33 protein-coding genes are annotated in these 25,425 nt (G+C 62.2%); 16 read left to right on the top strand and 17 right to left on the bottom strand.

Translation table 11 applies throughout. The features are described 5' to 3' along the window. The first annotated feature begins 26 nt into the window (after window positions 1-26). On the top strand, window positions 27-575 hold the full coding sequence (locus ACLM42_RS05420; protein WP_247910934.1) for a nucleoside deaminase: 549 nt from the start codon (window positions 27-29) through the stop codon (window positions 573-575). Here ACLM42_RS05420 and ACLM42_RS05425 read toward each other — a convergent pair. Next, on the bottom strand, window positions 505-1,695 hold the full coding sequence (locus ACLM42_RS05425) for a pyridoxal-phosphate-dependent aminotransferase family protein (RefSeq protein ID WP_247910933.1): 1,191 nt from the start codon (window positions 1,693-1,695) through the stop codon (window positions 505-507). The genes ACLM42_RS05420 and ACLM42_RS05425 overlap by 71 nt on opposite strands. Window positions 1,696-1,749: 54 nt before the next feature. Continuing rightward, on the bottom strand, window positions 1,750-2,280 hold the full coding sequence (locus ACLM42_RS05430) for an allophycocyanin subunit beta (protein WP_247910932.1): 531 nt from the start codon (window positions 2,278-2,280) through the stop codon (window positions 1,750-1,752). A gap of 240 nt (window positions 2,281-2,520) precedes the next feature. Between ACLM42_RS05430 and glnA the strand changes: the two genes are divergently transcribed. Next, complete coding sequence (gene glnA / locus ACLM42_RS05435) at window positions 2,521-3,939, top strand: type I glutamate--ammonia ligase (protein WP_247910931.1); 1,419 nt, start codon at window positions 2,521-2,523, stop codon at window positions 3,937-3,939. A gap of 52 nt (window positions 3,940-3,991) precedes the next feature. Here the strand turns inward: glnA and ACLM42_RS05440 are convergent, their stop codons facing one another. Continuing rightward, window positions 3,992-4,222: a hypothetical protein gene (locus tag ACLM42_RS05440; RefSeq protein ID WP_247910929.1), complete on the bottom strand. Its 231-nt coding sequence runs from the start codon at window positions 4,220-4,222 to the stop codon at window positions 3,992-3,994. Window positions 4,223-4,385: 163 nt separating this feature from the next. Here ACLM42_RS05440 and ACLM42_RS05445 point away from each other — a divergent pair, with 163 nt between their 5' ends. Together ACLM42_RS05445 and ACLM42_RS05450 are read left to right on the top strand one after the other, a co-directional pair. After that, window positions 4,386-5,441 carry a class I SAM-dependent methyltransferase gene (locus ACLM42_RS05445; RefSeq protein ID WP_247910928.1) on the top strand — a complete coding sequence of 352 codons (1,056 nt, stop codon included), beginning with the start codon at window positions 4,386-4,388 and terminating at the stop codon, window positions 5,439-5,441. A gap of 56 nt (window positions 5,442-5,497) precedes the next feature. Next, window positions 5,498-5,815, top strand: coding sequence for a copper-binding protein (locus ACLM42_RS05450; protein ID WP_247910926.1), 318 nt, complete (start codon window positions 5,498-5,500; stop codon window positions 5,813-5,815). Between the two features lie 9 nt (window positions 5,816-5,824). Here the strand turns inward: ACLM42_RS05450 and ACLM42_RS05455 are convergent, their stop codons facing one another. Further along, window positions 5,825-6,097 carry a hypothetical protein gene (locus ACLM42_RS05455; RefSeq protein WP_247910925.1) on the bottom strand — a complete coding sequence of 91 codons (273 nt, stop codon included), beginning with the start codon at window positions 6,095-6,097 and terminating at the stop codon, window positions 5,825-5,827. Window positions 6,098-6,106: 9 nt separating this feature from the next. Here ACLM42_RS05455 and ACLM42_RS05460 point away from each other — a divergent pair, with 9 nt between their 5' ends. Beyond that, on the top strand, window positions 6,107-6,439 hold the full coding sequence (locus tag ACLM42_RS05460; RefSeq protein ID WP_247910924.1) for a DUF6439 family protein: 333 nt from the start codon (window positions 6,107-6,109) through the stop codon (window positions 6,437-6,439). A gap of 9 nt (window positions 6,440-6,448) precedes the next feature. Here the strand turns inward: ACLM42_RS05460 and ACLM42_RS05465 are convergent, their stop codons facing one another. Both ACLM42_RS05465 and ACLM42_RS05470 read right to left on the bottom strand, forming a co-directional pair. Next, on the bottom strand, window positions 6,449-6,838 hold the full coding sequence (locus tag ACLM42_RS05465) for an ATP-binding protein (protein WP_247910922.1): 390 nt from the start codon (window positions 6,836-6,838) through the stop codon (window positions 6,449-6,451). Between the two features lie 61 nt (window positions 6,839-6,899). After that, window positions 6,900-7,622, bottom strand: a complete 723-nt coding sequence (locus ACLM42_RS05470) for a GUN4 domain-containing protein (protein WP_415399987.1) — start codon at window positions 7,620-7,622, stop codon at window positions 6,900-6,902. 96 nt (window positions 7,623-7,718) lie between these two features. On the opposite strand from ACLM42_RS05470, the gene mnmH reads away from it, so the two are divergent. From mnmH to ACLM42_RS05490, 4 genes are read left to right on the top strand one after another with little or no spacing between them, the layout of a single operon-like run. Then, the gene (gene mnmH, locus ACLM42_RS05475) at window positions 7,719-8,780 is read left to right on the top strand and encodes a tRNA 2-selenouridine(34) synthase MnmH (protein WP_415399988.1); all 1,062 of its coding nucleotides are present in this window, start codon (window positions 7,719-7,721) and stop codon (window positions 8,778-8,780) included. 24 nt (window positions 8,781-8,804) lie between these two features. Next, a complete protein-coding gene (psb28, locus tag ACLM42_RS05480; protein ID WP_247910918.1) occupies window positions 8,805-9,173 on the top strand; it encodes a photosystem II reaction center protein Psb28 in 369 nt (122 codons plus the stop codon). Between the two features lie 49 nt (window positions 9,174-9,222). Next, the gene (locus ACLM42_RS05485; protein ID WP_415399989.1) at window positions 9,223-10,281 is read left to right on the top strand and encodes an AI-2E family transporter; all 1,059 of its coding nucleotides are present in this window, start codon (window positions 9,223-9,225) and stop codon (window positions 10,279-10,281) included. Then, complete coding sequence (locus tag ACLM42_RS05490) at window positions 10,278-11,279, top strand: AI-2E family transporter (protein WP_247910916.1); 1,002 nt, start codon at window positions 10,278-10,280, stop codon at window positions 11,277-11,279. Before ACLM42_RS05485 ends, ACLM42_RS05490 begins: the two co-directional genes overlap by 4 nt. Here ACLM42_RS05490 and ACLM42_RS05495 read toward each other — a convergent pair whose 3' ends face one another. The 8 genes from ACLM42_RS05495 to ACLM42_RS05530 form a co-directional block, all read right to left on the bottom strand. Beyond that, window positions 11,280-11,477, bottom strand: a complete 198-nt coding sequence (locus tag ACLM42_RS05495) for a hypothetical protein (protein WP_415399990.1) — start codon at window positions 11,475-11,477, stop codon at window positions 11,280-11,282. After that, complete coding sequence (gene secF / locus ACLM42_RS05500; RefSeq protein ID WP_247910913.1) at window positions 11,474-12,451, bottom strand: protein translocase subunit SecF; 978 nt, start codon at window positions 12,449-12,451, stop codon at window positions 11,474-11,476. Before secF ends, ACLM42_RS05495 begins: the two co-directional genes overlap by 4 nt. Further along, window positions 12,451-13,932, bottom strand: a complete 1,482-nt coding sequence (gene secD, locus ACLM42_RS05505) for a protein translocase subunit SecD (protein ID WP_415399991.1) — start codon at window positions 13,930-13,932, stop codon at window positions 12,451-12,453. The genes secF and secD overlap by 1 nt, the downstream gene beginning before the upstream one ends. Before the next feature lies 1 nt (window position 13,933). Then, a complete protein-coding gene (locus tag ACLM42_RS05510) occupies window positions 13,934-14,917 on the bottom strand; it encodes a pyruvate dehydrogenase complex E1 component subunit beta (RefSeq protein ID WP_247910910.1) in 984 nt (327 codons plus the stop codon). A gap of 172 nt (window positions 14,918-15,089) precedes the next feature. Next, window positions 15,090-15,446 (bottom strand): DUF3082 domain-containing protein, encoded by a 357-nt coding sequence (locus tag ACLM42_RS05515; protein ID WP_247910908.1) that lies wholly within the window; start codon window positions 15,444-15,446, stop codon window positions 15,090-15,092. Window positions 15,447-15,467: 21 nt separating this feature from the next. Next, window positions 15,468-16,400 carry a 4-(cytidine 5'-diphospho)-2-C-methyl-D-erythritol kinase gene (gene ispE, locus ACLM42_RS05520; RefSeq protein WP_415399992.1) on the bottom strand — a complete coding sequence of 311 codons (933 nt, stop codon included), beginning with the start codon at window positions 16,398-16,400 and terminating at the stop codon, window positions 15,468-15,470. A 16-nt stretch (window positions 16,401-16,416) separates the two neighbouring features. Then, window positions 16,417-17,229, bottom strand: a complete 813-nt coding sequence (rsmA, locus tag ACLM42_RS05525; RefSeq protein ID WP_415399993.1) for a 16S rRNA (adenine(1518)-N(6)/adenine(1519)-N(6))-dimethyltransferase RsmA — start codon at window positions 17,227-17,229, stop codon at window positions 16,417-16,419. 47 nt (window positions 17,230-17,276) lie between these two features. Beyond that, window positions 17,277-17,753: a YraN family protein gene (locus ACLM42_RS05530; RefSeq protein ID WP_371820638.1), complete on the bottom strand. Its 477-nt coding sequence runs from the start codon at window positions 17,751-17,753 to the stop codon at window positions 17,277-17,279. A gap of 42 nt (window positions 17,754-17,795) precedes the next feature. Here ACLM42_RS05530 and ACLM42_RS05535 point away from each other — a divergent pair, with 42 nt between their 5' ends. The 4 genes from ACLM42_RS05535 to ACLM42_RS05550 all read left to right on the top strand — a co-directional run bounded on the left by ACLM42_RS05535 (window position 17,796) and on the right by ACLM42_RS05550 (window position 20,535). Continuing rightward, window positions 17,796-18,290, top strand: a complete 495-nt coding sequence (locus tag ACLM42_RS05535; RefSeq protein WP_247910904.1) for a pentapeptide repeat-containing protein — start codon at window positions 17,796-17,798, stop codon at window positions 18,288-18,290. A 12-nt stretch (window positions 18,291-18,302) separates the two neighbouring features. Beyond that, on the top strand, window positions 18,303-18,752 hold the full coding sequence (locus ACLM42_RS05540; RefSeq protein ID WP_415399994.1) for a hypothetical protein: 450 nt from the start codon (window positions 18,303-18,305) through the stop codon (window positions 18,750-18,752). A gap of 78 nt (window positions 18,753-18,830) precedes the next feature. Continuing rightward, on the top strand, window positions 18,831-19,265 hold the full coding sequence (locus ACLM42_RS05545) for a LexA family protein (protein WP_415400135.1): 435 nt from the start codon (window positions 18,831-18,833) through the stop codon (window positions 19,263-19,265). Further along, window positions 19,258-20,535 carry a Y-family DNA polymerase gene (locus tag ACLM42_RS05550; RefSeq protein WP_415399995.1) on the top strand — a complete coding sequence of 426 codons (1,278 nt, stop codon included), beginning with the start codon at window positions 19,258-19,260 and terminating at the stop codon, window positions 20,533-20,535. Before ACLM42_RS05545 ends, ACLM42_RS05550 begins: the two co-directional genes overlap by 8 nt. Here the strand turns inward: ACLM42_RS05550 and ACLM42_RS05555 are convergent. Together ACLM42_RS05555 and dnaG are read right to left on the bottom strand one after the other, a co-directional pair. Continuing rightward, window positions 20,532-20,795: a hypothetical protein gene (locus tag ACLM42_RS05555; protein ID WP_247910901.1), complete on the bottom strand. Its 264-nt coding sequence runs from the start codon at window positions 20,793-20,795 to the stop codon at window positions 20,532-20,534. The genes ACLM42_RS05550 and ACLM42_RS05555 overlap by 4 nt on opposite strands. Window positions 20,796-20,915: 120 nt before the next feature. Further along, complete coding sequence (gene dnaG, locus ACLM42_RS05560; protein WP_247910900.1) at window positions 20,916-23,018, bottom strand: DNA primase; 2,103 nt, start codon at window positions 23,016-23,018, stop codon at window positions 20,916-20,918. Between the two features lie 46 nt (window positions 23,019-23,064). Between dnaG and ACLM42_RS05565 the strand changes: the two genes are divergently transcribed. Beyond that, window positions 23,065-23,940, top strand: coding sequence for a DMT family transporter (locus ACLM42_RS05565; RefSeq protein ID WP_415399996.1), 876 nt, complete (start codon window positions 23,065-23,067; stop codon window positions 23,938-23,940). Here the strand turns inward: ACLM42_RS05565 and ACLM42_RS05570 are convergent. Then, on the bottom strand, window positions 23,937-24,416 hold the full coding sequence (locus ACLM42_RS05570; protein ID WP_371820732.1) for a hypothetical protein: 480 nt from the start codon (window positions 24,414-24,416) through the stop codon (window positions 23,937-23,939). The two genes, ACLM42_RS05565 and ACLM42_RS05570, sit on opposite strands and share 4 nt — an antisense overlap. 22 nt (window positions 24,417-24,438) lie before the next feature. On the opposite strand from ACLM42_RS05570, the gene ruvA reads away from it, so the two are divergent. Then, a complete protein-coding gene (gene ruvA, locus ACLM42_RS05575) occupies window positions 24,439-25,092 on the top strand; it encodes a Holliday junction branch migration protein RuvA (protein ID WP_415399997.1) in 654 nt (217 codons plus the stop codon). 63 nt (window positions 25,093-25,155) lie between these two features. Continuing rightward, complete coding sequence (gene rpsO, locus ACLM42_RS05580) at window positions 25,156-25,425, top strand: 30S ribosomal protein S15 (RefSeq protein WP_185187548.1); 270 nt, start codon at window positions 25,156-25,158, stop codon at window positions 25,423-25,425.

The raw sequence follows: 25,425 nt of genomic DNA on the forward strand, positions 1-25,425 counted from the left end.
CGTGTCATCGGACCCGCCGTGCTGGCATGGTTCAAGAAGCCTGCAGATGGGCGTCTGGTTTGGACGAGGTTCAAAAGCACGAGCGTTGGATGGAGCTGCTGCTGCGCCGAGCGGCGGCGATCGGGGAGATCGGCGAAATCCCTGTGGCTGCAGTTGTTCTTGACAGCCTTGGACGTGCCGTCGGATGGGGTGTGAACCGGCGGCAACGGGAACAACGCCCCCTAGGCCATGCGGAACTGATGGCCCTTGAGCAGGCGGCGCGGCTGAGGGGGGACTGGCGGTTTAACGACTGCAGCTTGATCGTGACTCTGGAGCCCTGCCCCATGTGCGCAGGCGCCCTGGTGCAGGCGCGGATGGGCCGAGTAATTTTCGGCGCCCACGATCGCAAACGAGGGGCCCTTGGGGGCTGCCTGAACTTGGCGACCGATCCGAGTGCCCATCACCGGATGGAGGTGATCGGCGGGGTGATGGAGCCGGAATGCCGAAGCGGCCTCGAGGCCTGGTTCAGGCAACGGCGGCAGCAACGGCAGGCGCAGAAGAACGGAATGCCGGTAGTTCCTGCTCCAGCAGGTTGAGGAGCAGGTCGACGTTCTCTTCGCGGCTGTTGTAGCCCATCAGGCCAATGCGCCAGACCTTGCCAGCAAGAGCGCCGAGGCCACCACCCACTTCGATGCCGTGGGTGTTGAGCAGATGGGTCGTAAAGGCCTTGCCGTCCACACCCTCAGGGATTCGAACGGTGGTCAAGGTGGGGAGCCGCAGCTCCAGAGGAACGTGGGGCTCAAGGCCGAGACGCTCAAGACCAGCCCAAAGGCGCTCGGCATTGCGGCGATGGCGTGTCCAGACGTTCTCCAAACCTTCTTCAGCGATCAGGCGCAAAGCCTCACGCATGCCGAAGTTCATGTTCACTGGGGCGGTGTGGTGATACACACGGTCGCTACCCCAGTACTGGTTGAGCAGGCTGACGTCGAGATACCAGTTGGGGACTTTGCCAGTGCGGGCCGCGAGCTTCTCCTCAGCTCGGGGTCCCATGGAGAAAGGACCCAGACCAGGGGGGCAGCTCAGTCCTTTCTGGCTGCAGCTGTAGGCAAGGTCGACCTTCCAGTCATCGAGGTAGAGAGGAACCGCGCCAAGGGAGGTCACGGTGTCGAGCAGCAGCAAGCAGTCGTGCTGACGGCAAAGGTCACCGATGCCCTCCATCGGCTGGCAGACCCCAGTGGAGGTCTCGGCGTGAACCATCGCCAGGACTTTGGGCTTGTGCTGCTTGAGGCCAGCTTCGATCTCGTCGAGACTGAAGGCTTCGCCCCAAGGCTTCTCGATGGTCTGAACAGTCGCGCGATAGCGGCCTGCCATGTCTTGAAGACGCAGACCGAAATAGCCCTTGACTGCCACCAGGACGGTGTCGCCGGGCTCAACGATGTTGGCGATCGTGGCTTCCATGGCCGCCGACCCAGTACCGCTCATGGGCAGGGTCAAACGGTTATCGGTCTGCCAGGTGTAGCGAAGAAGCTCCTGGACCTCACCCATCAAGGCGACGTAGAGGGGATCCAAGTGTCCGATCGGCGATCGACTCAGAGCCTCAAGAACTGTGGGGTGCGCATTGGAGGGGCCAGGTCCCAACAACAGACGCTCCGGGGTGTCAATCGGAGCAAGCGACAGCCGATGTCGATCTGACACGGTTGATGTGGTGGAAGCCAAGGCCTGGGAGGGGGCTGGATGGGTTGAGACTACGCAGTCGCAGGTGCGACCGAATCAGCGGTTGCGGACGTTGGTGACGCCCAAGCCGCGGCAGAGATGCTCGAAGGGGGCTCGAACGACCGCATTGATCGCATCAGCACTGGCCGCGCCGGAATCAAGGAGCTTTTCGCAGACCACATCGGCCATTAGGGCGATGCTGCGAACGGTGGGACCGGTGGGGACGCCCAGACTTTTATAGGTGTCATCAAGACCATTGAGAACACGCTCGTTGAGGATCGTGCTGTCGTCGGCCACAAGGGCGTAGCTGGCGTAGCGGAGGAAGTAATCCATGTCCCGCAGACAGGCGGCCCAGCGTCGCGTGGTGTAAGCATTACCGCCAGGCAGCAACAGCTCTGGATCGGCTTGCCAAAGTCGCTGACTGGCCTCGCGAACGATCTCAGCGGCTTCGCAATTGATCAGTTCAACTGCGGACAGCCGCAGGGCAGCTTCGGAGTAATAGGTGGAGATCCGGTCGATGGCCGACCCATCCAAATAACGACCCAGTTGGTCGTAACGGCCGATCAGACCGGTGATGGCATCACGCATGGGGGTGGGAGATCGACGCACCTACGGCGGACCGTAGCACCGGCAAACGTCCAGATCCCTTGCCAGATCGAGCCTTTGAGGAAGTTGACAGAAACGGTTACTCAAACCGGATGCCCAGTCCAAACCAGGCCCATCAGTCCGCCATTTGGTTACCAGTGATACAAAGAGGGTTCCACCTCGCTCCGTACCGTCTGATCCGCCCGGCATAGGCGGGCACCCACCAAGCCACTTCAACGCGTCATGGCCAAGACCGCCCAGGACGTCCTCCGTCAGATCAAGGACGAAGGCATTGAACTGATCGACCTCAAGTTCATTGATCTCCACGGCAAGTGGCAGCACCTCACCGTCACCCCTGACCTGGTTGAGGAAGAAGCCTTCACCGAGGGCGTGGCGTTTGATGGTTCGTCGATCCGCGGCTGGAAAGCCATTAATGAGTCGGACATGGCGATGGTGCCCGATCCGAACACCGCCTGGATCGATCCGTTTTATGGCCACAAAACCCTCAGCCTGATCTGCTCGATTCAGGAGCCCCGCAGCGGCAAGCCCTACTCCCGTTGCCCCCGGGCACTGGCCCAGAAGGCCCTGGATTACCTGAGCTCCACCGGCCTAGCCGACACGGCCTACTTCGGCCCCGAGCCCGAATTTTTCGTCTTCGACGACGTCCGTTACAAGAGCGGCAACGGCTCCAGCTCCTACAGCGTCGACTCGATCGAGAACCCCTGGAATACCGATCGCGTTGAAGAGGGCGGCAACCTCGCCAACAAGATCCAACTGAAGGAGGGCTATTTCCCCTGCGCCCCGAACGACACCCTTCAGGACATGAGGACCGAAATGCTCCTCACCATGGGTTCCTTGGGTGTACCGATTGAGAAGCATCACCACGAGGTGGCAACGTCCCAACACGAATTGGGAATGAAGTTCGCCGAACTCATCACCGCGGCGGACAACGTGATGATTTACAAGTACGTGGTGCGCAACGTTGCCAAGAAGTACGGCAAAACAGCCACGTTCATGCCCAAGCCGATCTTCGCCGACAACGGCAGCGGCATGCACGTCCACCAGAGCATCTGGAAGAACGGCGACACGCTGATGTGGGGCGACGGCACCTACGCCAATCTCTCCCAGACCGCCCGTTGGTACATCGGTGGCCTTCTGAAGCACGCACCGAGCTTCCTGGCCTTCACCAACCCGACCACCAACAGCTACAAGCGTTTGGTACCCGGCTTTGAGGCCCCGGTGAACCTGGTGTACTCCCAGGGCAACCGCTCTGCCGCCGTTCGCATTCCGCTCACCGGCATGAACCCCAAGGCCAAGCGCCTGGAATTCCGCTCCGGCGACGCCCTGGCCAACCCCTACCTGGGCTTTGCCGCCATGCTCATGGCCGGCATCGACGGCATCAAAAACCAGATCGACCCAGGCAACGGCACCGACGTCGACCTATTCGAGTTGCCCGCTGAGGAACTGGCGAAGATTGCCACTGTTCCCGCTTCGCTCAACGGATCACTGGAAGCCCTCAAGGCCGACCATGAGTACCTCCTGGCCGGCGGGGTCTTCACCGAGGACTTCATCGACAACTGGATTGCCCTGAAGTACGAGGAGGTGCAGCAGCTGCGCCAGCGGCCCCACCCCCACGAATTCACCATGTACTACGACGCCTGATCCGCGTTGCACTCATGGATGCCCCGGCCAAGGCCGGGGCTTTTTTTGAACCTCAAACGTGGTGCAGTTGCTCAAGGGCGCTGTCGTGCAGACGTTGCTCGTGGGCGTGGCGCTCAGCCCAGACCAAGGTCTGGGAGTCCACACGCTCCCCATGCTCGAGATCTGGCTTGGCACGACGTTGAGACAACCAACCCGAAAGACGTCGAGCGGACTTTTGACGCTCCCGCACCCAAGCGACGTAGTGGGGCTCGTTTAAGCGAGCACTGGGGCTGGAATCAATCATCGGCTCCTCTCCTTTCCTTTTCACAACTCAATTCTGTAGCCGTTGCTACCGAATTGAAGGTTTCTCAATCAATCTTGATCAGAGTTCAGTCGGATACAGGCCCACGACGACACCGCCTGATCAGCTGAAATAGACACCCCTTCGTTTCGCTACGACCTCGCCCATGGCTGATGCCGTCACCAAGCTCGCCTATGAGGCCCTGCAGCAGGGCAAGAGCCTGGTTGGGGTCGCCCACAAGGAGATCAGCACACGTCTGATGGAACTGGTGGCGCCCGATGGGGCGCCCAAGACCCTGCCCATACCGCCTGAAATGTTGCGGGACCTGCAGGCCTCCCACAAAGCCTTGCTCGATGTGGACTGGCAGGAAGCCGAGGCTGGTCTCTACCCCACTGCGTTGCTCTTCGATGCACCCTGGGGCGATTGGGCCACCCGCTACCCCTTGGTTTGGCTGGATATGCCAAGCACCTGGGCCAGGCGTTCGGAGCGGAACGTTCGCGATCTACCGACCACAGTTGAAAAGGAGAACTACCCCGATTACTACCTTCAGAACTTTCACCATCAAACCGATGGGTACCTGAGCGATCACTCAGCATCGCTCTATGACCTGCAGGTCGAAATCCTGTTTAACGGCACCGCCGATCCCATGCGGCGGCGAGTGATCAAGCCTCTCCTGCAGGGGCTACGGGCCTTTGAGGGACGCTCCAGCAGCTCCATGCGGGTCCTGGACGTGGCCACGGGCACGGGACGCACCCTCTACCAGCTGCGAGCTGCTCTGCCCCAAGCCCAACTGGTTGGTCTGGACCTTTCCTCGGCCTACCTGCGCCAAGCCAACCGCTGGCTCTCCCAGCGACCATCGGAATTGCCACAACTGGTCCAGGGCAATGCGGAGTCGATGCCCTTCGCAGAGTCGAGCATGCAGGGGGTGACCTGCGTCTTCTTGATGCACGAACTGCCGGCTGAAGCAAGGCAGGCCGTGATCGAGGACTGCTTCCGAGTGCTCGAGCCCGGTGGAGTTCTGGTGCTCGCCGATTCGGTTCAACTGGCCGACTCGCCACAATTTGAGGTGGCGATGGACAACTTCCGTCGCGTCTTCCACGAGCCCTACTACCGCGACTACATCAGCGATGACATCGATGCACGCCTGAGCGCTGCTGGTTTCAGCGGCATCCGTGCCCAGTCCCATCTGATGACACGGGTCTGGACTGCCACCAAGCCCTGACACAGGGCTAGCCATCGCCTGCAAAGTCCATAGGGTCTTCAAAACCGAAGCCCCGGATGAGCAATCCTTTCAAGGTGCGATGGCTAATGGGCTGGACCTTCCAAACCGTCTTCATGGAAGGGGCTGTTCAAGTGGAAGCACGAGGGTTCGGGATTTGCCTGCGCACTCCCCTGCGCCACAACGAAAGCCCGACCGTTGCAGCCGATCGCCTCGTCCTGGCAGAAGATCGCCGGCGCCGTGCTCTCCATGCCGCCTGGCTGCGGGGAGAAAAGCTCAGTCAGGCCACCGATCAGAACCAACCCATGGGTGATAGCGCTGAACTGGATCCCAGCTCAAGACCAGCGGCGCGTTCTCTGATCCAGGTCACGGCTTGAGCCGGGTGTTCAGCGCTTCAGGAGGACTGCCAGAAGCGCGCCAACACCACCCCAACGCAAAAACTGCCAGAGGGCACGCTCTCCCCAGACGGTGGATTGCAGGGGACTTGGCAGTGGATCCAGGAGTCGCTGAGCCGCCGCTAGACGTTGACGGAGGCGGCGGGCCTGGAGGCTTTCGTCAGCAGCATCAAGTCGTTCAGCCGCTGAAACTGTCGCCAGCACGTTGGCCAGCTGATGCAGCCAGCGAATTGGCTGATACGGGGAACGCGGTCGCTGTTGCATGGCGTCAGGATGACCTGGTCCGAACGGATCCGTCCAGTGCAGGCTCAACAGGCAAAGCAAAATCCCCGGGAATGGCCCCTGGAGAGTCAGCAGCTGGCACAAGCTCTGCACCACAAACTGGCAATCGGAAACCAGGACTGGCATGCCCTGAAGGGACAGCCGCAGCGGCGGGCAGCAGAACAGCTCACCGCGGCGCTCGTGCTGCTGCTTGACCGCGAGAACAGTCCAGCTGCAGCCAGTGTCAGTCCCCAGCGACGAGAGGCGACGGCCCTGGTGGAGAGTGCCCTCGGATGGCTGAAGGGTGACCTCAAAGACCCCGGGTGCCCCAGCCACGGTCACTAGAGCGGCGCCCTAGGCCCGGCGGATCGCCACCTGCACGCGATTACCTCTATGGCTCCAGCGCACATCTTCAAAGCACTGGTGGATCAAAAAGAAGCCCCGACCGGTGACGGCATCGAGTTGATCGGGAAGCATGGACTGCCGAGCGGCAGGAGGCACGCCAGGGCCTTCGTCTTGAACTTGAAAAACACACCAGCGCGGAGTCAAGATTCGGCGGACACGCACGCACTTGAGCGGGTCATTGCCGTTGCCATGGCGCACGGCGTTGACCAACACCTCTTGGAGGCCCAGCTGCAGGCTTGCCAGTTGCTCTGCACTCTGAATCGGCTCTAGCAACAGCTCCAGGAGCGGAGCGAGGTGCAGAGTCGATGGGGTGATGTAGTCAGCCCAACGCAGCGCCATGGAGCCCCAGAGAGGGGAACAGCGAATGAATTGACACTACCCCTGAGTGAGGGGCTGTGCCTCAGGAAGGAACGCGTTGTTGCACCCCTGGATGGGATAGCAAGGCGTCCATCAGGCGAACTCCCCTCAGCTGGTTCACCAGGGGCATATGCCCCTCAGGGGCTTCCAGGGTCCAGGTAAAGGCTTTGGGGTATCGGGTCCAAATTCCCGCTTGCTTCCAGCCAATCCGCGGCCAGAGCTGCTCCCAGCGGTTACCCAGGCTGCGCAGAAGGCGCAGTTGGACGGAGAAACCAAAGCGGGCTTGGGAGTAGGTCACCCACAGACGGTCGAGGCCTCCGAGATCAACGGCGGCCATCGGCGGCACCTCGGAGTAGTAGACGTACCCCCGCTTTTCGGCGGCGGGTCCGGCCAACTGACGAAGGTGCTCGCTTGTCAGCCGATCCGCTTCTTCAAAGTCCTGGCGGATTAACGCCAGCTGCAAAGGGACGTAATCCAGCCCCTGACCGCTGGTCACCGCTAGCCAACCGTCTGGATAGCGGGCCCAGAAGGCCTGGGCCAGAGCATCGTCTTGCGAGACCAACAGCTGAATCAAGCAACCGCAGGCCCAGTCATCGCCCGTGGCATCCCAGCGATCGATCTGATCGGCAATCAAGGGACGACACTCGCTGCTGCGCTTGAGGACTTGCGGCAGCAAGGTGCGGCGCTGACGAGGAGCGCTGCTGAGAAAGCGCTCAATCAACTGGTCAGCGCTGAGCGTGGTGGTGACGGGTGGTCCGGAGAGCATGGAAAAGGGCTGACCTGACGCTGGCCTGACAGCGTTGGCCCACTATGTCAGGCATTGCAGTCGCATAGCGGCAAGAGCCCAACCAGGATCAACGCCATGGCCGAACGGCAATCCATCGAGGCCTTCTTGCAAAGCCAAGGACCTGTGGTGGATGTCCGCGCTCCAGCGGAATTTGAAAAGGGCCACATCCCTGGTGCCCAGAACCTGCCACTGTTCAGCGACCTCGAGCGAGCCGAGGTCGGAACGACCTACAAGCAACAGGGGCGAACGGCTGCTGTTCAATTGGGGCTTTCCCTGGTGGGGCCAAAGCTGGCGCCCTTGGGGAAGACGTTGCAGCAGTTGGGTAGCCGTTGCCCAGGCCAGCCCCTCAGGATCCACTGCTGGCGAGGCGGGATGCGCTCGGGGAGCATGGCCTGGCTCGCTGAAACCCTCGATCTGCACGCTGTGGTGCTCGAAGGCGGCTACAAGAGCTATCGACGCTGGGTTCTCGAGCTGATGGAGCAGCCATGGCCCATTCAGCTTCTGGGCGGGAAAACGGGTACGGGAAAGACTGATGTGTTGGTTGAGCTGGCGAAGAAAGGGGTCGCCGTCGTGGATCTCGAGGGGCTAGCCCATCACCGCGGCAGCAGCTTCGGAGGCTTGGGCCTTCCTCCCCAACCGAGCACAGAGCATTTTGAGAATCGGATCGCCGCGGTCCTCAAGCAGCAGCGATCGGCAGCGCAGATTTGGCTCGAAGCGGAGAGCATTCAAGTTGGACGCTGCCGAATTCCAGCCGGGCTTTGGCGACAGATGCAAAAAGCACCGCTTCTGGAGATCACCAGACCCGTTGAAGAGCGCCTGGATCAGCTCGTGGCCGTCTACGGCGTGCAAGATCCTGAGGCCTTAGCCGATGCAACCCAGCGGATCGCTCGGCGCCTCGGTCCCCAACGCACGAAGACAGCCCTCGATGCAATCGCAGAGCGTGACTGGCATGGGGCCTGTGCCCAGATGCTCGATTACTACGACCGCTGCTACGACCATGAGCTCGAGGGGCATGGCCAGGCTGAGCAAGCCAGCCAACGCGAACGGATGGATTTGGCAGGGTTGACCGCGGCGGAAGCCGCCGAACGACTCATCAACAGCGGAGCCGCAGCCAGATCGCCTGAGCATCATCACTAGGATCAGCCTTTGCGAAGACGGGCGATGGCCGCGATCCAGTTTTTCCCCGGTGTGGACGAGCCGGTCGTGCCCGATATCCGTATGACCCGTTCTCGCGATGGCCGCACTGGCCAGGCGATTTTTGTCTTCGATCAGCCCCAGGCCCTCTCGCCCGAGAGCATGGCTGACATTGGTGGCATGTACCTGATCGACGAAGAAGGTCAGATGGTGACCCGTGATGTGAACGCGAAGTTCGTGAACGGCAAGCCCGCGGCTCTGGAAGCGACTTACACCTGGAAAACCACCGAAGATTTCGAGCGGTTCATGCGCTTCGCCGAGCGCTATGCCCAGGCCAATGACCTTGGCTTTGCCCAGAAGAACAAGGATGAGGCTGGCGAAGGGGACGCCAACTGAATTCAATCGCCGTAATCGGCGCTAAAACAACACGAGTTGGCCTCCCCTTTTGAGATTCGGCCAGTGGCTCGGAGTAATGGCCACGGCAGTGGCGCTGCTACTGCTGTGGAGCCTGCGAGAGGTCCTCGTCCTTGTCTTTGCCGCTGTGGTGCTCGCCATGGCGGTCTGCACCCTGGTGGGTGTAGCCCAAGAACGTCTGCGATGTAGCCGTCCGCTGGCGCTTCTGGTCAGCCTCAGCGGCTTGCTGCTGGTGGCTGTGGTCACCATTGCCGTCGTCATTCCCCCCTTCATCGCGCAGTTCCAAGAACTGCTGATCCAGCTGCCGGCGGCTCTGCAGTTGGCCGTGCAGCTCCTGCGCAGGAGCCTCGATCAGAGCAGTCAGATGCTCTATGGACGTGAGGCGCTGCAATGGTTACAGCAGAGCTGGCAAAACCAGGGCTCCGGAAGCCTTGATCCAACGGAAGGACTGCTGAAACTGCTGGGGATTGCCGGGAACCTCGGAAGTGGCTTGTTGGAGTTGTTCTTTGTGATCGCCGTCAGCTTGATGGTGTCAATCCAACCCACTGCCTATCGGGAGATTGCGGTCCTGATGGTCCCGTCTTTTTACCGGCGGCGATTCCGAGACGTGCTCTCGCTTTGTGGCGAGGCCCTGAGCAGCTGGATGGCCGGAGTACTAATCAGCTCGCTCTGCGTCGGTGTGTTGGCCGCCATTGGCCTCTCGCTATTGGGGGTGAAATTGGTGGCGGCCAATGCTCTTTTGGCGGGTCTGTTGAACATCATTCCCAACGTCGGACCAACCCTGAGCACGGTCTTTCCGATGTCGGTCGCGCTGCTCGATTCACCCGTCAAAGCACTACTGGTCTTGCTGCTCTATGTGGTGATCCAACACATCGAGAGCTACCTGATCACCCCTTCGGTGATGCACCACCAGGTGAAGTTGTTGCCTGGGCTGACCTTGATCGCTCAGTTCCTCTTCACGGTCATCTTTGGTCCTCTCGGTCTGCTCTTGGCGCTGCCCATGGCGGTCTGCCTGCAGGTTGTCGTGCGAGAGGTACTGATCCAGGACGTCCTCAACGGCTGGGAGCTCCCTGTGGGTGGGCGGCCATGACACCACGCAGTTTGCTGCTGCTGCTCTCCCTGGTGGTCCTTGGGCTCCTCGCCTGGCAACTGCGTTGGGTGCTGATGGTGCTATTTGGCGCAGTGGTGCTGGCCGTGGCCCTGGATGTGCCGGTGAGCTGGCTGCGCAGGGTGGTCCGCTTAAGCCGTCCGCTGGCCCTGCTACTGGTCTTGATGGTTCTGGGCCTGCTGAGCTGGCAACTCGCAGAGCTGCTGCTGCCTGAACTGCTGGAGCAGCTCAACCAGTTGACCCAACTGGTTCCGGCCTTAATTGCGCGGCTTGCGGAACTGCTCGGCGGTGTCAGCGTTTTGGAAGGACTAGGTGGTCGACTCTCCGAGCTGATCACCATCGACAAGCTGCAGCCGATTGGCGCCCAACTGCTTGGCTTCGCCGGTGGCGCCGCCAGTGGAACGGTTCTGTTGCTGTTGATGGGTCTGCTGGCGATTCTCTTGGTGCTCGATCCACGCAGTCATCAGCGTCTGGTCCTGGCCCTGACGCCCGCCCACAGCCGAGCTTTGGTCCAGAACCTCCTCACCGAGAGCCGCCAGGCCTTGGGGGGCTGGCTGGCGGGGATGACCCTCTCGGCATCGGCGGTCTTCCTGCTGACCTGGGCTGGGCTGGCCGCCCTCAAGGTGCCATTGGCCCTCTTGAGCGGGCTGCTCTGCGGCCTGCTCACCTTTGTCCCCACCATCGGACCGACCCTGGCAAGCCTGTTGCCTGTGGCGGTCTCCCTGTTGATCTCGCCAACCCTGGCCGTTCAAGTCATCGTGCTGCGCTTGGTGCTGCAAAACGGGGAGGCCTTCCTACTCACCCCGCTGTTGCTCAGCAGAACGGTCAACCTCTTGCCCACCGTGGCCCTCATGGCCCAACTCAGCCTGGGGGCACTGCTGGGCTTGCCCGGGGTGCTGCTTGCCCTGCCACTTGTGGTCGTGCTCCAGGTCTTCTCCCAACGGGTGCTGGTGGAGCAGGTCATGGACCGTTGGACCTGATCAGCGCCGCGGCTGACGGGATTGACGCATGAGGGTCGGGGTCAGCAAGAGCACGGTCACCGCCAAAAAGTGAAAGCGGGGTATCGCTAGCAAGCTGATCCAGGTGAAATGCTCAGCGAGGAGCTTCAGTTCAGAGCGCAGATCCCAAAGGGCAATGGCGGCGAGAAGAAGTGGGGCCCAGGGAATGCGACGCGTCATCGTCGCGAGAGCACGGGCAGCAGGGTCGGAGCAATCCCAATACTCGACCAGCTGCCGACCCCGATGCCGATGGTCAGGGCCACGGCAAACCAGAACAAGCTGCTGCCGCCAAAGAGGAGCAACGACACCAGAGGCAAAAGGGTGGTGAAGGAGGTGTACAGAGAGCGGGTCAATGTGGCATCAACAGCTGCATCGACCTGCTCAAGCAGTGTCAGACCCTGCAGCGCGCGTTTTTGCTCTCGGATCCTGTCAAAGACGACCACCGTGTCATTCACCGAGTAGCCCGCCACGGTGATCAGAGCCACGGCAAAGAGGGAATTCACTTCGATGCCACTGATCAAACCAAGCCAAGCAAAGACCCCACAGGTGATCACGATGTCGTGGGCGAGGCACAGCAGGGCCAGGCCCGCAAACACCCCGTCGTAGCGGAAGCTGATGTAAGCCGCGATCGCCGCAAAACTGACCAACAGGGAAATCAAGCTGCCCTTGAGCAGCTGAGAACCAAGGGTGGGGCCGATGGTGTTAATCGAGACCTGCTGCGGATCGACCGTGCCGATCACTGGAACCAGGCCCTGGATCAGGGCGCGGGTCTGTTCAGGCTCAAGATCCGGCAAACGCAGATCCACGGAACGACCGCGATCCAAGACCTGAACACCTGCATTCGACAGCTGAGGAGCGGCTTGTCCTGCCACCTCCGGCAGCGTGAGCGAACGCAACTGTTGACGAACGTCGGCGGCCTTGAGACCAGAGCAGTCAGCACCGCCGCAAGTGCGCTGGATCTCCACTTGAGTACCACCGGTGAAGTCCAAACCGGGCTTCAGGGGAGCTGCGATGCGAGGGTTGCTCCAACACAGAGCCATGCCGACCAGGCTCAGCAGAACCGCCAAAGCGGAGGCCAGCCAGCCCTGACGGCGGATGCGGCTGATGCGAAAGCGGGGAGCGGGGGCGGCCACGGCGGTCGAGGGGTCGGACATCAGGAGGCCTGGGCAGGAAGCTGAGACTGGGGCAGGAAGTTGGTGGAACGGCGGAGGGCGGGATAGCCCATCAACAGCCGCAACAGGGTGCGGGTGCAGGTCAGCGCAGTGAAGAGGCTGAGCACCAAACCAATGCCCAATGTCACCGCAAAGCCCTTAACCAGACCCGTTCCCAGAGCAAACAAGGCCACGCAACTGATCAGGCCGGTGATATGGCCATCCAGGATTGAGGAGAAGGCCAGCGAGAAGCCCGCATCAATCGAGCGAATCAGGGTGTTCCCGCGCCGCAATTCCTCTTTGACCCGCTCAAAGATCAGCACGTTGGCATCAACAGCGATACCAACCGAGAGGATGAAACCGGCGATCCCAGGCAACGTGAGGGTGACCGGAATCAGGGCATACATCGCCAGGTTGAACAGGGCGTAGAGCGCCAAGGCCACGACGGCGACCGCGCCAGGCAAGCGGTAAACAACCACCATGAAGACGGCCACCAGGGCCAGACCGAGGAGAGCCGCCTGCAGGCTGCGTTGGACGTTCTCACTACCGAGCGTGGCACCAATGGTGCGCTGCTCGATCACTTCGACCGGCAACGGCAGTGAGCCGCCTCGGAGCTGAACCTCAAGGTCCCGGGCCTCTTCAGCGCTGAAGTTGCCCGTGATGCTTGCAGCACCTCCGCTGATGCCGGCGGGCTTGAACTCAGGACCAACACTGGCTTCGCTGATGGAGCGGCCGTCGAGAACGATGCCCAACAGACGCCCGCTGCCAGCAATGCTTTGGGTGAGTTGGGCGAATTTGCGGCCACCCTCGGTGTTGAAGCTCAACGTCACATCCCAGGCGCTGCCGGCCTGGTTCTGCTGCCGACCAGCTCCGGTGAGGTCCTTACCGGTGAGAGCAGCGGGCTCGTAGAGGTCAACGATTTTGGTGTTGACCGCGGCCAGAAGGAGTTCCAACTGATCGATCTCACTGCTACCCGCCGGGGCGCTGACCCCAGCTTCACTCAGAAGCTGTGCCAGACCGTCCGCATCCAGGTCAGCCGCCTTCGCTTGATCCTGATCCTTGGAGCGACGCAAATTCAGTACGGCTTGGGCCTGGCGCTTGAGCTTCAGCAGACCGCTCATCTGCTGTTCAGTGCCCGGCTTCTGAGCGCGAAATTCAAGAAGGGCCGTGGTACCCAGAACCTTGGCGGCACGGCTGGGATCCTGCTCGCCGGGTAGTTGCAGCAGCAGCTGATCGTCACCGATGGTCTGGAGGGTGGATTCACTCACACCGAGACCATTGATGCGGCGGTCCAGCACGTCCTTGACAGCCTCCAATTGCTCGCTCTGGACGCGCTTAATCGCGCCAGCTGGCATGACCTGCAGGGTCAGCTGACTGCCACCACGCAGGTCAAGGCCCAATTGCAGTGGGAAGGAGGTCAGAACGGCTCCGGCGGCAAAAGCCAGGGCCAGGATCAGGGCAAACCACCCCTGTTGACGTGCCATCTCAGACCTGGCCAGCCTTAAGCGCTTTGGCCGCTTCCACGATCTGGTGCGGCTGAATGATCGTCAGATTTTCGAGGGTGCCGTTGTAAGGAGTCGGGATGTCCTGGGAGGACAGGCGGATGGGGCGTGCATCGAGATCGTCGAAGCAGTGCTCGGTGATCAGAGCGAGCAGCTCGGCGCCAATGCCACCAGTCTTCATGCATTCCTCGACCACCAAGACCTTGTGGGTCTTGCGAATCGAGCGGGAGATGGTCTCCATGTCAAAGGGCTTCAGGCTGATCAGGTCGATCAGCTCAACGCTCACACCCTCCTTTTCCAGCTGCTCCACGGCCTTGAGGCAGTGGTGGCGCATGCGGGAGTAGGTGAGGATCGTGACGTCGCTGCCTTCCTTGACCAAGTCGGCCTGATCCAAGGCACAGGTGTAGTCGCCCTCAGGGATCTCTTCAGAGAGGTTGTAGAGCAGAACGTGCTCGAAGAAGAGAACGGGGTTGTTGTCTCGAATCGCCGCCTTCATCAGGCCCTTGGCGTTCGTCGGGGTGCTGACCGCCACGATCTTGATGCCAGGCACCGCGTGGAAATAAGCCTCAAGCCGCTGGCTGTGCTCAGCACCAAGTTGACGGCCGACACCGCCAGGGCCACGGACCACAGAAGGGATCGTGAAGTTGCCGCCACTGGTGTAGCGCAGCATCCCCATGTTGTTGGAGATCTGGTTGAACGCAAGCAGCAGGAAGCCCATGTTCATGCCTTCGACGATGGGGCGAAGGCCCGTCATGGCAGCACCAACCGCCATGCCGGTGAAGGCGTTCTCAGCAATCGGGGTATCCAGGACCCGCAGTTCGCCGTACTTGTCGTAGAGATCCTTTGTGACCTTGTAGGAACCGCCGTATTGGCCGACGTCTTCCCCCATCACGCAGACATGGGGATCACGGGCCATCTCTTCGTCGATGGCCTCACGCAGGGCGTTGAAGAGAAGGGTCTCTGCCACGGTTGAAAAGCGGGTCCGGCACTGGACCGGGGTGGGGCCAACCTATCTCAACCGCCTGCGGCGAAGGTCAGCAATAACAACACCGACAACAGCATTCCTGGTGAAAGGAGCAGCACCAGCAGCTGCAGGTCGTGGCCGGTCATGACGAGGAGGGGCAGCCCGTGACCAGAGGCTAGGGGGTTTCTTCGGCTTGTTTCCAACCCGGTAAGAGGCTGCGGATAAATGTCAGAAACAACCCCAAGCCAACAAAGGCAAAGGTGAACGTCGCCAGAAAGCTCATGCCGACCGCCAAGGTCTTCAGGAACACCGCGATGCTCTGAGCAAAGCCGGCTTCGTAATGGGGAGGATGCTCGGCGTAGTAGCCGACGACCTTGCCGGCCAACTGCAGAGCAAGCCAGCCCAAACCAAAGCTCGTCAACGAACCGCTCAAGAAGCTGATCGGACCCTTGCGCGGCCTCTGGGAGATCTGACCTTCGCTTGTCTGCTGAGCACTGGCGAGGTCTTGGCTGTCGCTTTGGGTCTCACTCACGCGGGGTGCATGGGGATGCGTTCAGACCAGCGTGGCACCAGAGCCCGTGCAACGGCACACCCAGAACGCAAAGCCAGCGGCCTCCAGGGCAGCGGCCAGCTGCTGCTGGGCCCGGGTAGCGGCCTCATGATCTGCGAACAACGCGAACATGCTCGGACCAGAGCCACTCATCGACACCGCCAGAGCAGCATCAGCGCGCCGAAGGATCGATAGACCCTGACGCACGCTGGCCACCTCAGGCTCCACCACCTTCTGAAGATCGTTACGAATCTCTTGAAGCGGACCTTCGCCGCTCAATCCCGTCAGCAGGGCTGCCTGACGCAGGGCCCGGCGGCGCTGCTCAAACTCCGCCTCACCTGAGAGATAGCTCGCCCCGAATTGCTCGCGGCACTGCTTGTAGGCCCAGGGGGTTGAGACGCTCGAGTCGGGATGCTTGATCAACAGCACCCCCAGGGAGGGGGGCTTGGCCAGGCCAGCGGATTCCAGGACCTCTCCCCGTCCAAAGCAGAGCTGGGTTCCACCATCGATACAGAACGGCATGTCCGAACCGAGCTCAGCGGCCATGGCTGAGAGCTGCGCGCTGCTGAAGCCACAGCCCCAAAGGGTGTTCAGCCCCACCAGGGCCGCCGCACCGTTGCTCGAGCCTCCGGCCAGACCAGCACCAATCGGAATGCGCTTGGTCAGCTCCATGGCGACGCCCAGCTCCGGTAAGCCAACCCGCTGTTTGATCAGCTCCGCCGCCTTGACAATGAGGTTGTTGCCGTCGGTCGGAAGGTCCGCTCGGTCGCAGCGCAGGGTCACCGCCCCATCAGCCGTGGGACGAAGGCTGAGGTTGTCCGCCAAATCCAAGGTCTGCATCACCATCGCCAGCTCGTGAAAGCCGTCGGGGCGCAGGCCCAGCACCTCGAGATGCAGGTTGATCTTGGCGGGGGCGCTGACCTGCAGCTCTGCCATGGCGAGGTTGCGTGAGTTAGGAGATCAGCCGATTCAAGCCCGCCGCCAGGCGCACCCAACGCTCTGGCGACACCTCCTGAGGACGCTGCTGCAATTCAATCTCGGCTTCATCCGTCAGACCCTGCAACTGCTCGGCTTCCACCAGTCCGGAGAGGGTGTTGCGGAGCATCTTGCGACGGGCAGCAAAGCAGCGCCGCAGGAGCATCTCCACCGTTTTGGCCAGAGCAGGATCCAACCGTTGCTCCACCGGCAGGGGGTCGAGCGCCACCACCTCACTCATCACCTTCGGCGGCGGTTGAAAGCAGCGGGGGGGCACCGGGCAGACCGTGTTGCAGTGCGCCAACAACTGCATGCGCACACTCAGCGCCGAGAAGGCACTGCTACCGGGACGCGCCCGGATGCGCTCACCCACCTCCTGCTGCACCAACAGAACCAAGCGGCGATAGGGCCGGGCCACCGGGTTATCGAGGCGACCAACCAGGCGCTCCAACAGCGGGCCTGTGATGTTGTAAGGGATGTTGGCGACCACGGCTGTGGCCTCGGGTAATTCGACGGCCAGCACATCCCCTTCGGTCAGAGCAAAGCGGGGGTTGGCTCCAAAGCGCTCCTGCAGCCCAGCCACCAAATCACGATCCAGCTCAACCGCACGAACCCCGCTGGCGGAGGACTCCAACAGCCGCTCCGTCAGTGCTCCACGGCCGGGTCCGACCTCAAGCACCGTGTCAGCGGAGGTCAAGTCAGAGGCATTGAGGATCTGATCGAGCACGGACTGGTCCTTCAACCAGTGCTGGCCAAAGCGTTTGCGGGCGCGATGGGCCGCGAAGGACATCAGTTGGGGTGCAGGCCTCCCTCCACATTGCTCCAAGCCCGGCCCGATCAAAGCCAAGGCATCCAACGCACGGGCACACGACTGGGGGGAAGCGGAACCAAGGCACAGATCCATTCCCAGCGGCAGTCCTGATACGCGGGATGCAGCTGCAACCACAGGTTCAAGGTCGTTTCAAGCCGCCGCCGCTTGGCGCCCTTCAGGGCAGCCACCCCCCAGCCATCCCGCCCTCGACAGGCTCGCCCCTTGACCTCAACCAACAGCAGGCGCTGAGGTTTGTGGAGGAGTAAGTCCAATTCACCCCAACGGCAGCTCCAGCGCTGCTCCAGCAGAGTCCAACCCGCAGCCTGCAGCAGACGCAGGGCCCGCTGTTCAGCCCAATCCCCTCGCCTTTGAGAAGCGGAGCGTCCCATGGCATCGGCCGCAGTCTGCACTGCTCTTGAGGCTTCCCCGACCTCCGGCCCTTGCGCTCCATCACTGCCCAGCGACGGACTGGGCCGTTCACCGCAACCCCAAACCGTCTGCATCAAGGCACCCTGCCTAGGGTTGCTCGATACCGGCTCTCCACCATGCGTCGCTTCTTCCGGTCACTGCTCTGCCCCGCGCTGTTGGCTCTGCTGATCAGTGCTGCAGTTCTGCCTGCCCAACCGGTGCAGGCGGCCATGGACTACGCCAAGCAAGTGCTGATCGGCCATGACTTCGCCGGAGTTGACCTGCACGGCGCCACCTTCAATCTGACGAACCTGCGGGAAGCTGATTTCCAAGGGGCCGACCTGCGCGGCGCCAGCCTCTATGGCGCCAAGCTGCAGGACGCCAACCTCGCCGGCGCCGACCTCAGTGACGCCACCCTCGATTCGGCCGTCCTCGATGGAACGGACCTACGCAACGCGGTGCTGGAAAACGCTTTTGCCTTCAACACACGGTTTAAAGATGTCCTGATTGAAGGGGCGGACTTCACCAACGTTCCCTTCCGCGGCGACGTGCTGAAAACCCTCTGCGCCAGCGCCAGTGGCACGAACCCCATCACCGGTCGCGCCACCAAAGACACCCTTGAGTGCAGCTGAGGCCGGCCCGCCATGAGCTTCGACGCCCGCAGCCTGGAGCGCCTCCAAGAACTGGGGCGATCGCTCCCCAAGCCCCTACCCAAACCAGAGAGCAGCAGCGAGCCGAAGGGCTCATCCGGCAAACGCCATCGCGTTGAAACCGAGACGAATCCCCAAGCTCTCTTTGGCGAGTTGATGAAGGCCAGCGAGGACGGCACCGTTCCGCCCCATCTGATGGATCGCCTGCGCCAGAGCGAAACCGATCAAGAACGGAAGCGCCAAGCCGCCCAGCGGGATCAACTTCAGGCCCTGCAAAACCGGACCAACCGCAACCCAACCGGCTTACAAGCACAAGGCAAACCCCAGGAACTCCGGCCGAACCAACAGCGCCGCCGCCCCGCCACGAGCGAAGAACAGGATCTCTATGTGGCCTTCCAGCAACTTCTCCTGGAAGGGGACGAGGAAGACCAAGTCACCCCATAAGTAGTACAGGCGAACTATCCTGCAGGGGTTCCTGCGGCGCCCGTGGCCTTGCCAGCTTCCCTGTCATCCGACGGTCCGCTGCAGCTGTTGGGCCCACTGCGGGATGAGCCCCTGGGGCTGAGGCTGCCCCTCGCCGCCAGCACCGTGGCCGCTGGCTTCCCCAGCCCGGCCGATGACTACATCGATGTCGGCATCGACCTGAACGAAACCCTGATCCGGCACCCCAGCAGCACCTTCTTTCTGCGGGTGAGCGGCGATTCAATGGTCGATGCCGGAATCCAGCACGGTGATCTCTTGGTGGTGGACCGCAGCCTCGAGGCCAGGCCGGGCCACATCGTCGTGGCCGTGCTCGATGGCGCCTTCACCTTGAAGCGTCTGGCCCGCCACCAAGGCCGGCTGCGGCTCGAGGCAGCCAACAGCGCCTATCCCCCCTTGGAACTGCACCACTGCGGCGACGTGCAGATCTGGGGCGTGGCGATCCACGCCATTCACAGCCTCTCCACCCATGGCTGATGCCCTCGGGCTGATCGATGCCAACAACTTCTACGCCAGCTGTGAGCAGGCCTTCGATCCAGCGCTCCTGGGCCGTCCCGTCGTGGTGCTCTCCAACAACGATGGCTGTGTGGTCTCCCGCAGCAGTGAGGCCCGGCAACTCGGCATTGGCATGGGCAAGCCCTACTTCCAGATCGCCGAACAGCTCCAGCAGCACGGTGTGATCGTGCGCAGTTCCAACTACGCCCTCTACGGCGACATGAGCCAACGGCTGATGAGCAGCCTGGAGCCCTTCGTCGCCGACCTGGAGGTCTATTCGATCGACGAAGCCTTCATTCGTCTGCCGAGGCCCCAAAACGGTGACCTGATTCCCTGGGCCAGTGCCCTGCGTAGCCGGATTCGCCACAACCTGGGGTTGCCCATTGCCATCGGTCTCTCCACCAGCAAGGTGCTGGCCAAAGTGGCGAACCACATCGCCAAGGGGGATCGGCAACACGCGGGGGTTTTTGATCTCAGCCCACCCGAAGAGACCACAACCTGGCTGAAACAAACACCGGTGGAGGAGATCTGGGGTGTCGGCCGGCGCTTGAGTCGCTGGTGCCGGCTGCGGGGTGTCAGCACGGCGCAACAACTACGGGACATGCCCAGCGGAGAACTACGGGCCAAAGCCGGGGTGGTGGGTCTGCGCCTGCAACTGGAACTGCAGGGCATCAGCTGCCTACCGCTGGAGCAGCAGGCCGGGGACAAGCAGGAAACCTGCGTCAGCCGCAGCTTCAGCCGGCCCGTCACAACCGAAGAGGAACTGCGCCAAGCCATCGCCAACTACGTCAGCCGCGGAGCGGAGAAGTTGAGGCGGCAACGGCAACGGGCCGGACGGCTCACGGTCTTTGCCCGCACGAGTCCCTTTGCCTCTGGCTTCTACAGCCAGGCCGCCAGCGTCAGCCTGCCCCTCGCCAGCAACGACACCGGCGTCCTGCTGCAGGCAGCCTGCCAGATGGTCCCCAGTCTTTATCGGCCCTACAAACGCTTTGCGAAGGCCGGAATCCTGCTGCAGGAGCTGCAACCCGAAAGTCAGTTGCAACACCACCTGCTGCAACCGCTCAGTGGCACCGAGCAGCAGCGGCGGGAGGCCCTGATGGCCAGCATTGACGATCTGAACCGCCGCCATGGCCGCGGAACAGTGCAGTGGGCCGCCTGCGGCCTACAGCCCGCTTGGTTCATGCGACGGGAGCAACTCTCCCGGGCCGCCACCACCCGACTCAGCGACCTCCCCACAGTCTGGGCGCGCTAAGGAGACTTAACAGCGCCGTATTTCGCGGTGCTCTGTTTCACGCAGAAGGTTTTTGCCTCCTCGATGGAGTCGAGCTTCTCGATGCGCTCGGCAACGCAGTTGCAGGTGTCTTGAACCATGCCAGGCGGCGGAGTTTTACCCGCGGCCTTGAAGTCCGCATTCATCGCCCTGGAGCACTGGTTCTGAATGATCTGAACGACCATGTTCTGCGCCGAGACAGGCACGGCAACAAACAGGCTGCTGCCGCTAAGAACAGCCACACCGGCGGCGCGAGTCGCGAGTGAACGGACGTCAGTCAGGGGAGAGACCGGAGAGCTTCAACCTTGTGATAGCGACGGTGGGCAGGAAAGAACAGAGCTGTAGGGAAAGGACATTGCGCCCTAAGCCGGCTGAGCGTCCTGGGACTCAGCAACGACGTCTTCAAAACTGGCCCGCCGCTGAGAATCGAGGTGGTCAATATGTTTTCGCTCGTTGTAATAGAGGTCCTGGAAACGCAGGGCATCGCTGTTGAGCTCGGCAAACATCGCTTCGATGCGGGTTTCCATATCGGAGCTCTCGGCCTCCGCCTCAGCGGGCGGAGCCTGGGAGTCATCCAGCAACCGGGCAATGCAGCGCTCCAGGGTCTCCAACCGCTGACTGCTCCAGGCATCCAGGAGGTGACGGGCACGCTTCATGCTCCGCTGGCGTTCCAACGCCGCGGTGGCACCCCGCAGTTGCAGGGGAGGGTTGCTTAGAGATAAACGCTGAACGTCACTGGGCTCCAGCAGTGGTGTGAGACGAGCGAGCAATTCCGTAGACAGTCCTGAGTCGGGATCGTCCGCAAGCAGAAGCTGATCGCTCAGCAGGCGCGGCAGATCCAGATCGGTCAACTCCATGCCGGGATCGCTGCCCCGGTTGATCGCCTCCAGTCGTCCGACACCGAGGTTGTCCTCCTCCAAGGAGCTGATCACAGCCCAGAGCTGGCGGTGATGGGCAATGGCGAAATCATCAAGCTCACGGCGCCGCAACTCGGCGCGAATCGGACCGCGATAGGTCGGGCAATGGAGGTAGAGCCGCAGGACCTCCGCTTCGGCCCGCTCCCGCAGACCCGCCTCACCGGGCTGCTCCCAACGGCGGGAGCGGCCATGCCAGCGCTGACCTTTGACCTGCTGACGCAGATCGTCCTCCAACTGCAGCGCGAGCCGGGCCTGTCCGCCACTGAGACGCTCGGCCACCTGCTGCAGGTAGCGGGATCGAACGGCGCTGGCAGGCAGCTTGCCCAGCAGGGCTACCAGGTCGGTTACCGCCTTTTGAAACTGATCGGCCTTGCTGAGATCGCAGCCGTGCAGAACCTGGTCGATCTGCCAATCGAGCCAAAGGGGAGATTGATCAAGCAGAGAGCGGTAATCCGCTGCTCCGTGCACCTTCAGAAATTCGTCGGGGTCCTTACCGCTGGGCAGGTGCAGAACCCGCAGCTCCAACTGGCCCTGGAGAGCCAGTTGCTCGACTTCGCCGATGGCGCGCTGGGCGGCACGGACCCCAGCACCATCGGCGTCAAAATTCAGTATCAGCCGCTTGCCATCACAGCAACGGCAAAGCTGGGTGATCTGCTGATTGCTCAGGGCCGTGCCAAGGGCCGCCACCGCATTGGTGATCCCAGCGGCATGGAGGGCAATCACGTCGAAGTAGCCCTCGACCACAACGGCGCGATCCGCCTTGCGAATCGCATTGACCGACTTGTCGAGGCCAAACAAATGTTTGCCTTTCTCGAAGACCTCGGTCTCCGGAGAGTTGAGGTACTTGGGCTCACCACCATCGAGGCTGCGGCCACCAAAGCCAATGATGCGGCCCTGGCGATCCGCAATCGGGACCATCACCCGATGGCGAAAGCGGTCGTAAAAGCCATCCCCCCCGCGGCGTGGCACCACAAGGCCTGCAGCCTCCAAGAGCTCCGGGCTCAGTCCCTCCACCTGCTGGAGATGGCTTAAGAGACCATCCCAACGCTCTGGGGCATAGCCCAGGCCAAAACTCTCGAGGGTGGCCTCATTGAGACCACGACTGGTCTTCAAATAATCCAGCGCAGCGGCTCCCTCAGGAGCACGCAGTTGCGAGCGAAACCAACCAGCAGCCAAAGAGAGGGCCTTGTGGAGCTGATCGCGGCGAGAGAGCTGCTGACGAAGGCGCTCCTGCTGGGGGCCCTCGAGGGTTTCGACGGGAAGCTGGTACTTACGCGCCAACTCCAGGACCACGTCACTGAAGCTCTGGCGCTGCAACTCCATCAAAAACTTGATCGAGTTGCCACCAGCACCGCAGGAGAAGCAGTAGTAGAACTGCTTGGCCGGTGACACCGTCATCGACGGTGATTTGTCGTCGTGGAAGGGGCAAACCCCGACGAATTCCCTGCCCTTCTTTTTGAGCACGACGTGCTCACCCACCACATCGACGATGTCAGCGCGCTCTTTAACGGCCTCGATCGTGCGGGGATGGAGGCGAGGGACTGACACGCTCCGGACGCAAGTGACGCTCCAGGATGGCAGGGCCAGCCTGTGGATGCTGTCCAGCACGCTGAGCTTCAGCCTGATGGGCGTTTGCGTCAAAGCACTGGGCGGACGGATCCCTGTGGCCGAGGTCGTCATGGCCCGCTCCGCCATCAGCCTGTTGCTCAGTGTGGTGATGCTGCGGCAGGCGGGGCTGGATCCCTGGGGACAGCGCAAAGGACTGCTGATCCTGCGGGGAGCCATTGGCACAGGAGCCCTCTTTTGCGTCTTCGCGGCTCTGGCAACACTGCCCTTGGCACCGGCCACGGTCCTTCAGTACCTGCAGCCCACCTTCACGGCACTGCTGGCCTGGTTGCTCTTGAAGGAACGGCTGGGAGCCAAGGTCTGGATCGCTGCTCTTCTGGGCTGGATGGCTGTGGTGATCCTCAGCAACCCAATGGAGCTCACGGGCATGCTTGGCCCACTCGGCAGCACATGGCTCGGGGTCCAGGCCTCGCCATTGCCCTTGGGGGGAGTTTTGCTGGCACTAGCGGGGGCGCTGCTATCCGCCTGCGCCTATGTCAGTGTCCGCGCCCTCGGTCGCACCGAGCACCCGCTGGTGATCGTCTTTTATTTCCCCTTGGTGGGATTGGTGCTCACCGCTCCCATGGTCCTGCTGCAGCCGGTTTGGCCAAGCAGCTGGGAACTCTTAGCCCTGGTTGGTGTGGGTCTGTTCACGCAGCTGGGACAGATCGGAATCACGAAGGGACTTCTTGGGATGCCGGCCGCACGGGCGACGGCCATGAGCTATGGACAGGTCCCGCTGGCGGCCCTTTGGGGCTGGCTCCTGTTCCAGGAGCCCTTGGACCCTGACACCACCACAGCAGCGATCCTGGTGCTGACCGCGACGCTCTTGAGCCTGAAGCCCGAGCGACGCAAGTCCGCTTAGGTCTGTTCTCCCTTCAAGGGCAGGGGGTAGGTCAACCAGTCCTGGGTTGCTCCGTCTTCGCTGCCGCTGGGGCGAGCCAAGCGCCAACTCTGGCCTCGCTCGCCCCGCTGCAGATAGAGGTCAAAGGCGCTGTCAACACGGATGGGGTCCCCTGCGAGGCGCCAATCAAAACGGCCACTGAGATGGATGCCCTTGCCGCCACCGATAGGAAGGCTCTCCTGGGACTCCACGCGAACGCGACTGACCTGCGGCGGACCAGCGGCATCCAAGGTCAGGGCATCGGCGATCGAGCGTTGGGTCAGGTCGATCTGGAGTGCCAGAGCCGAGAGCAACACCTTTTGGGGCGGCTGCCCGGAACCGACACATCCCCCGAGCCCCAGGCCCAGTACGGCCGTCAACAGCAGGGCGAAACCCCAACTCAACAGGCGGGAAAGTGGTGCAAGGCGATCAGCCTGGGTGGTCAGACCGGGCAGCATGGGCAGCAGTAAGCGTCTCCCCATGATCGGCTGGCTGCAAGGGCAACTCGCCGATCGCTGGCATCTGAACAACCGATTCGGCGTTCTGCTGGTCTGTTCAGGCGTGGGCTATGAAGTCCACATGCCCCGCAGGCACTGGGATCAGCTCGGGGGAAACGGCACAGAGGCCACCCTGCATATCCACCAGGTCATCCGTGAGGACAGCTGGACGCTCTACGGCTTCTCTGCGCGGCATGAGCGGGATCTATTCCGCGAGCTTGTGGCCGTCAGCGGCGTTGGGCCGCAGATGGCCCTGGGGCTACTCGGTCTTCTGAGTTGCGAAGAGCTGGTGCGAGCGATTGTGCAGGCCGACCTGCGTCAGCTCTGCCAGGCGCCCGGGGTGGGCAAGCGCACCGCAGAGCGGCTCTCAGTGGAGTTGCGAACGCGGCTGCAGGAGCGCCACGGCGAGAGCCTGCAGTTGAGCCAAGCCGATGATCTTCAGGCCGGCGACGGCGTAGGGGGGCCAGCGGAGGGCGTCAGGGAGGAAGTTCAGCTGACCCTTGCGGCCCTGGGCTACGAAGCACTGGAGATCAACCGGGCCCTGCGGGCCGTCAGCCAGCAAAGCCAGGAGTTGGGTGAGGACGGTGACGCCTGGCTACGTGAAAGCCTGCGTTACCTCTCCCGCGATGCAGCCTGAGGCGTGGTCTGCCCCACGGGGCAGTAAGTTGGTTGTTTGCACCGTCAGGGCCAGACGCCGCGCATGTCGCTCGACACAACCAAGAAGCAGGAACTAATCAACGCTCACCAGACCCATGGCACCGACACCGGTTCCGTGGAAGTTCAGGTGGCGATGCTGAGCGAGCGCATCAGCAAGCTGAGTGGTCACCTGCAAGGCAACATCCATGACTTCTCGTCCCGCCAGGGTCTGCTGAAGATGATCGGTCGCCGCAAGCGCCTCCTCAGCTACCTGCGCAGCAACAGCGAGAAGCGCTACACCGACCTGATCCAAAAGCTGGGCATCCGCGGCTGA

This window comes from Synechococcus sp. W4D4 (assembly GCF_047716805.1).
GTDB lineage: Bacteria > Cyanobacteriota > Cyanobacteriia > PCC-6307 > Cyanobiaceae > Vulcanococcus.

Coding starts and splice junctions, on each gene's coding strand:
- ACLM42_RS05450 (WP_247910926.1), top strand. CDS start 5,498: ATGAGCAATCCTTTCAAGGTGCGATGGCTAATGGGCTGGACCTTCCAA.
- ACLM42_RS05540 (WP_415399994.1), top strand. CDS start 18,303: ATGAGCTTCGACGCCCGCAGCCTGGAGCGCCTCCAAGAACTGGGGCGA.
- ACLM42_RS05460 (WP_247910924.1), top strand. CDS start 6,107: ATGACCTGGTCCGAACGGATCCGTCCAGTGCAGGCTCAACAGGCAAAG.
- ACLM42_RS05455 (WP_247910925.1), bottom strand. CDS start 6,097: ATGCAACAGCGACCGCGTTCCCCGTATCAGCCAATTCGCTGGCTGCAT.
- glnA (WP_247910931.1), top strand. CDS start 2,521: ATGGCCAAGACCGCCCAGGACGTCCTCCGTCAGATCAAGGACGAAGGC.
- ACLM42_RS05420 (WP_247910934.1), top strand. CDS start 27: ATGGTTCAAGAAGCCTGCAGATGGGCGTCTGGTTTGGACGAGGTTCAA.
- ACLM42_RS05470 (WP_415399987.1), bottom strand. CDS start 7,622: ATGCTCTCCGGACCACCCGTCACCACCACGCTCAGCGCTGACCAGTTG.
- ACLM42_RS05535 (WP_247910904.1), top strand. CDS start 17,796: ATGCGTCGCTTCTTCCGGTCACTGCTCTGCCCCGCGCTGTTGGCTCTG.
- ispE (WP_415399992.1), bottom strand. CDS start 16,400: ATGGCAGAGCTGCAGGTCAGCGCCCCCGCCAAGATCAACCTGCATCTC.
- ruvA (WP_415399997.1), top strand. CDS start 24,439: ATGATCGGCTGGCTGCAAGGGCAACTCGCCGATCGCTGGCATCTGAAC.
- rpsO (WP_185187548.1), top strand. CDS start 25,156: ATGTCGCTCGACACAACCAAGAAGCAGGAACTAATCAACGCTCACCAG.
- psb28 (WP_247910918.1), top strand. CDS start 8,805: ATGGCCGCGATCCAGTTTTTCCCCGGTGTGGACGAGCCGGTCGTGCCC.
- secD (WP_415399991.1), bottom strand. CDS start 13,932: ATGGCACGTCAACAGGGGTGGTTTGCCCTGATCCTGGCCCTGGCTTTT.
- ACLM42_RS05565 (WP_415399996.1), top strand. CDS start 23,065: ATGCTGTCCAGCACGCTGAGCTTCAGCCTGATGGGCGTTTGCGTCAAA.
- rsmA (WP_415399993.1), bottom strand. CDS start 17,229: ATGTCCTTCGCGGCCCATCGCGCCCGCAAACGCTTTGGCCAGCACTGG.
- ACLM42_RS05570 (WP_371820732.1), bottom strand. CDS start 24,416: ATGCTGCCCGGTCTGACCACCCAGGCTGATCGCCTTGCACCACTTTCC.
- ACLM42_RS05445 (WP_247910928.1), top strand. CDS start 4,386: ATGGCTGATGCCGTCACCAAGCTCGCCTATGAGGCCCTGCAGCAGGGC.
- ACLM42_RS05530 (WP_371820638.1), bottom strand. CDS start 17,753: ATGCAGACGGTTTGGGGTTGCGGTGAACGGCCCAGTCCGTCGCTGGGC.
- ACLM42_RS05495 (WP_415399990.1), bottom strand. CDS start 11,477: ATGACGCGTCGCATTCCCTGGGCCCCACTTCTTCTCGCCGCCATTGCC.
- ACLM42_RS05430 (WP_247910932.1), bottom strand. CDS start 2,280: ATGCGTGATGCCATCACCGGTCTGATCGGCCGTTACGACCAACTGGGT.
- ACLM42_RS05465 (WP_247910922.1), bottom strand. CDS start 6,838: ATGGCGCTGCGTTGGGCTGACTACATCACCCCATCGACTCTGCACCTC.
- ACLM42_RS05490 (WP_247910916.1), top strand. CDS start 10,278: ATGACACCACGCAGTTTGCTGCTGCTGCTCTCCCTGGTGGTCCTTGGG.
- secF (WP_247910913.1), bottom strand. CDS start 12,451: ATGTCCGACCCCTCGACCGCCGTGGCCGCCCCCGCTCCCCGCTTTCGC.
- ACLM42_RS05550 (WP_415399995.1), top strand. CDS start 19,258: ATGGCTGATGCCCTCGGGCTGATCGATGCCAACAACTTCTACGCCAGC.
- ACLM42_RS05440 (WP_247910929.1), bottom strand. CDS start 4,222: ATGATTGATTCCAGCCCCAGTGCTCGCTTAAACGAGCCCCACTACGTC.
- mnmH (WP_415399988.1), top strand. CDS start 7,719: ATGGCCGAACGGCAATCCATCGAGGCCTTCTTGCAAAGCCAAGGACCT.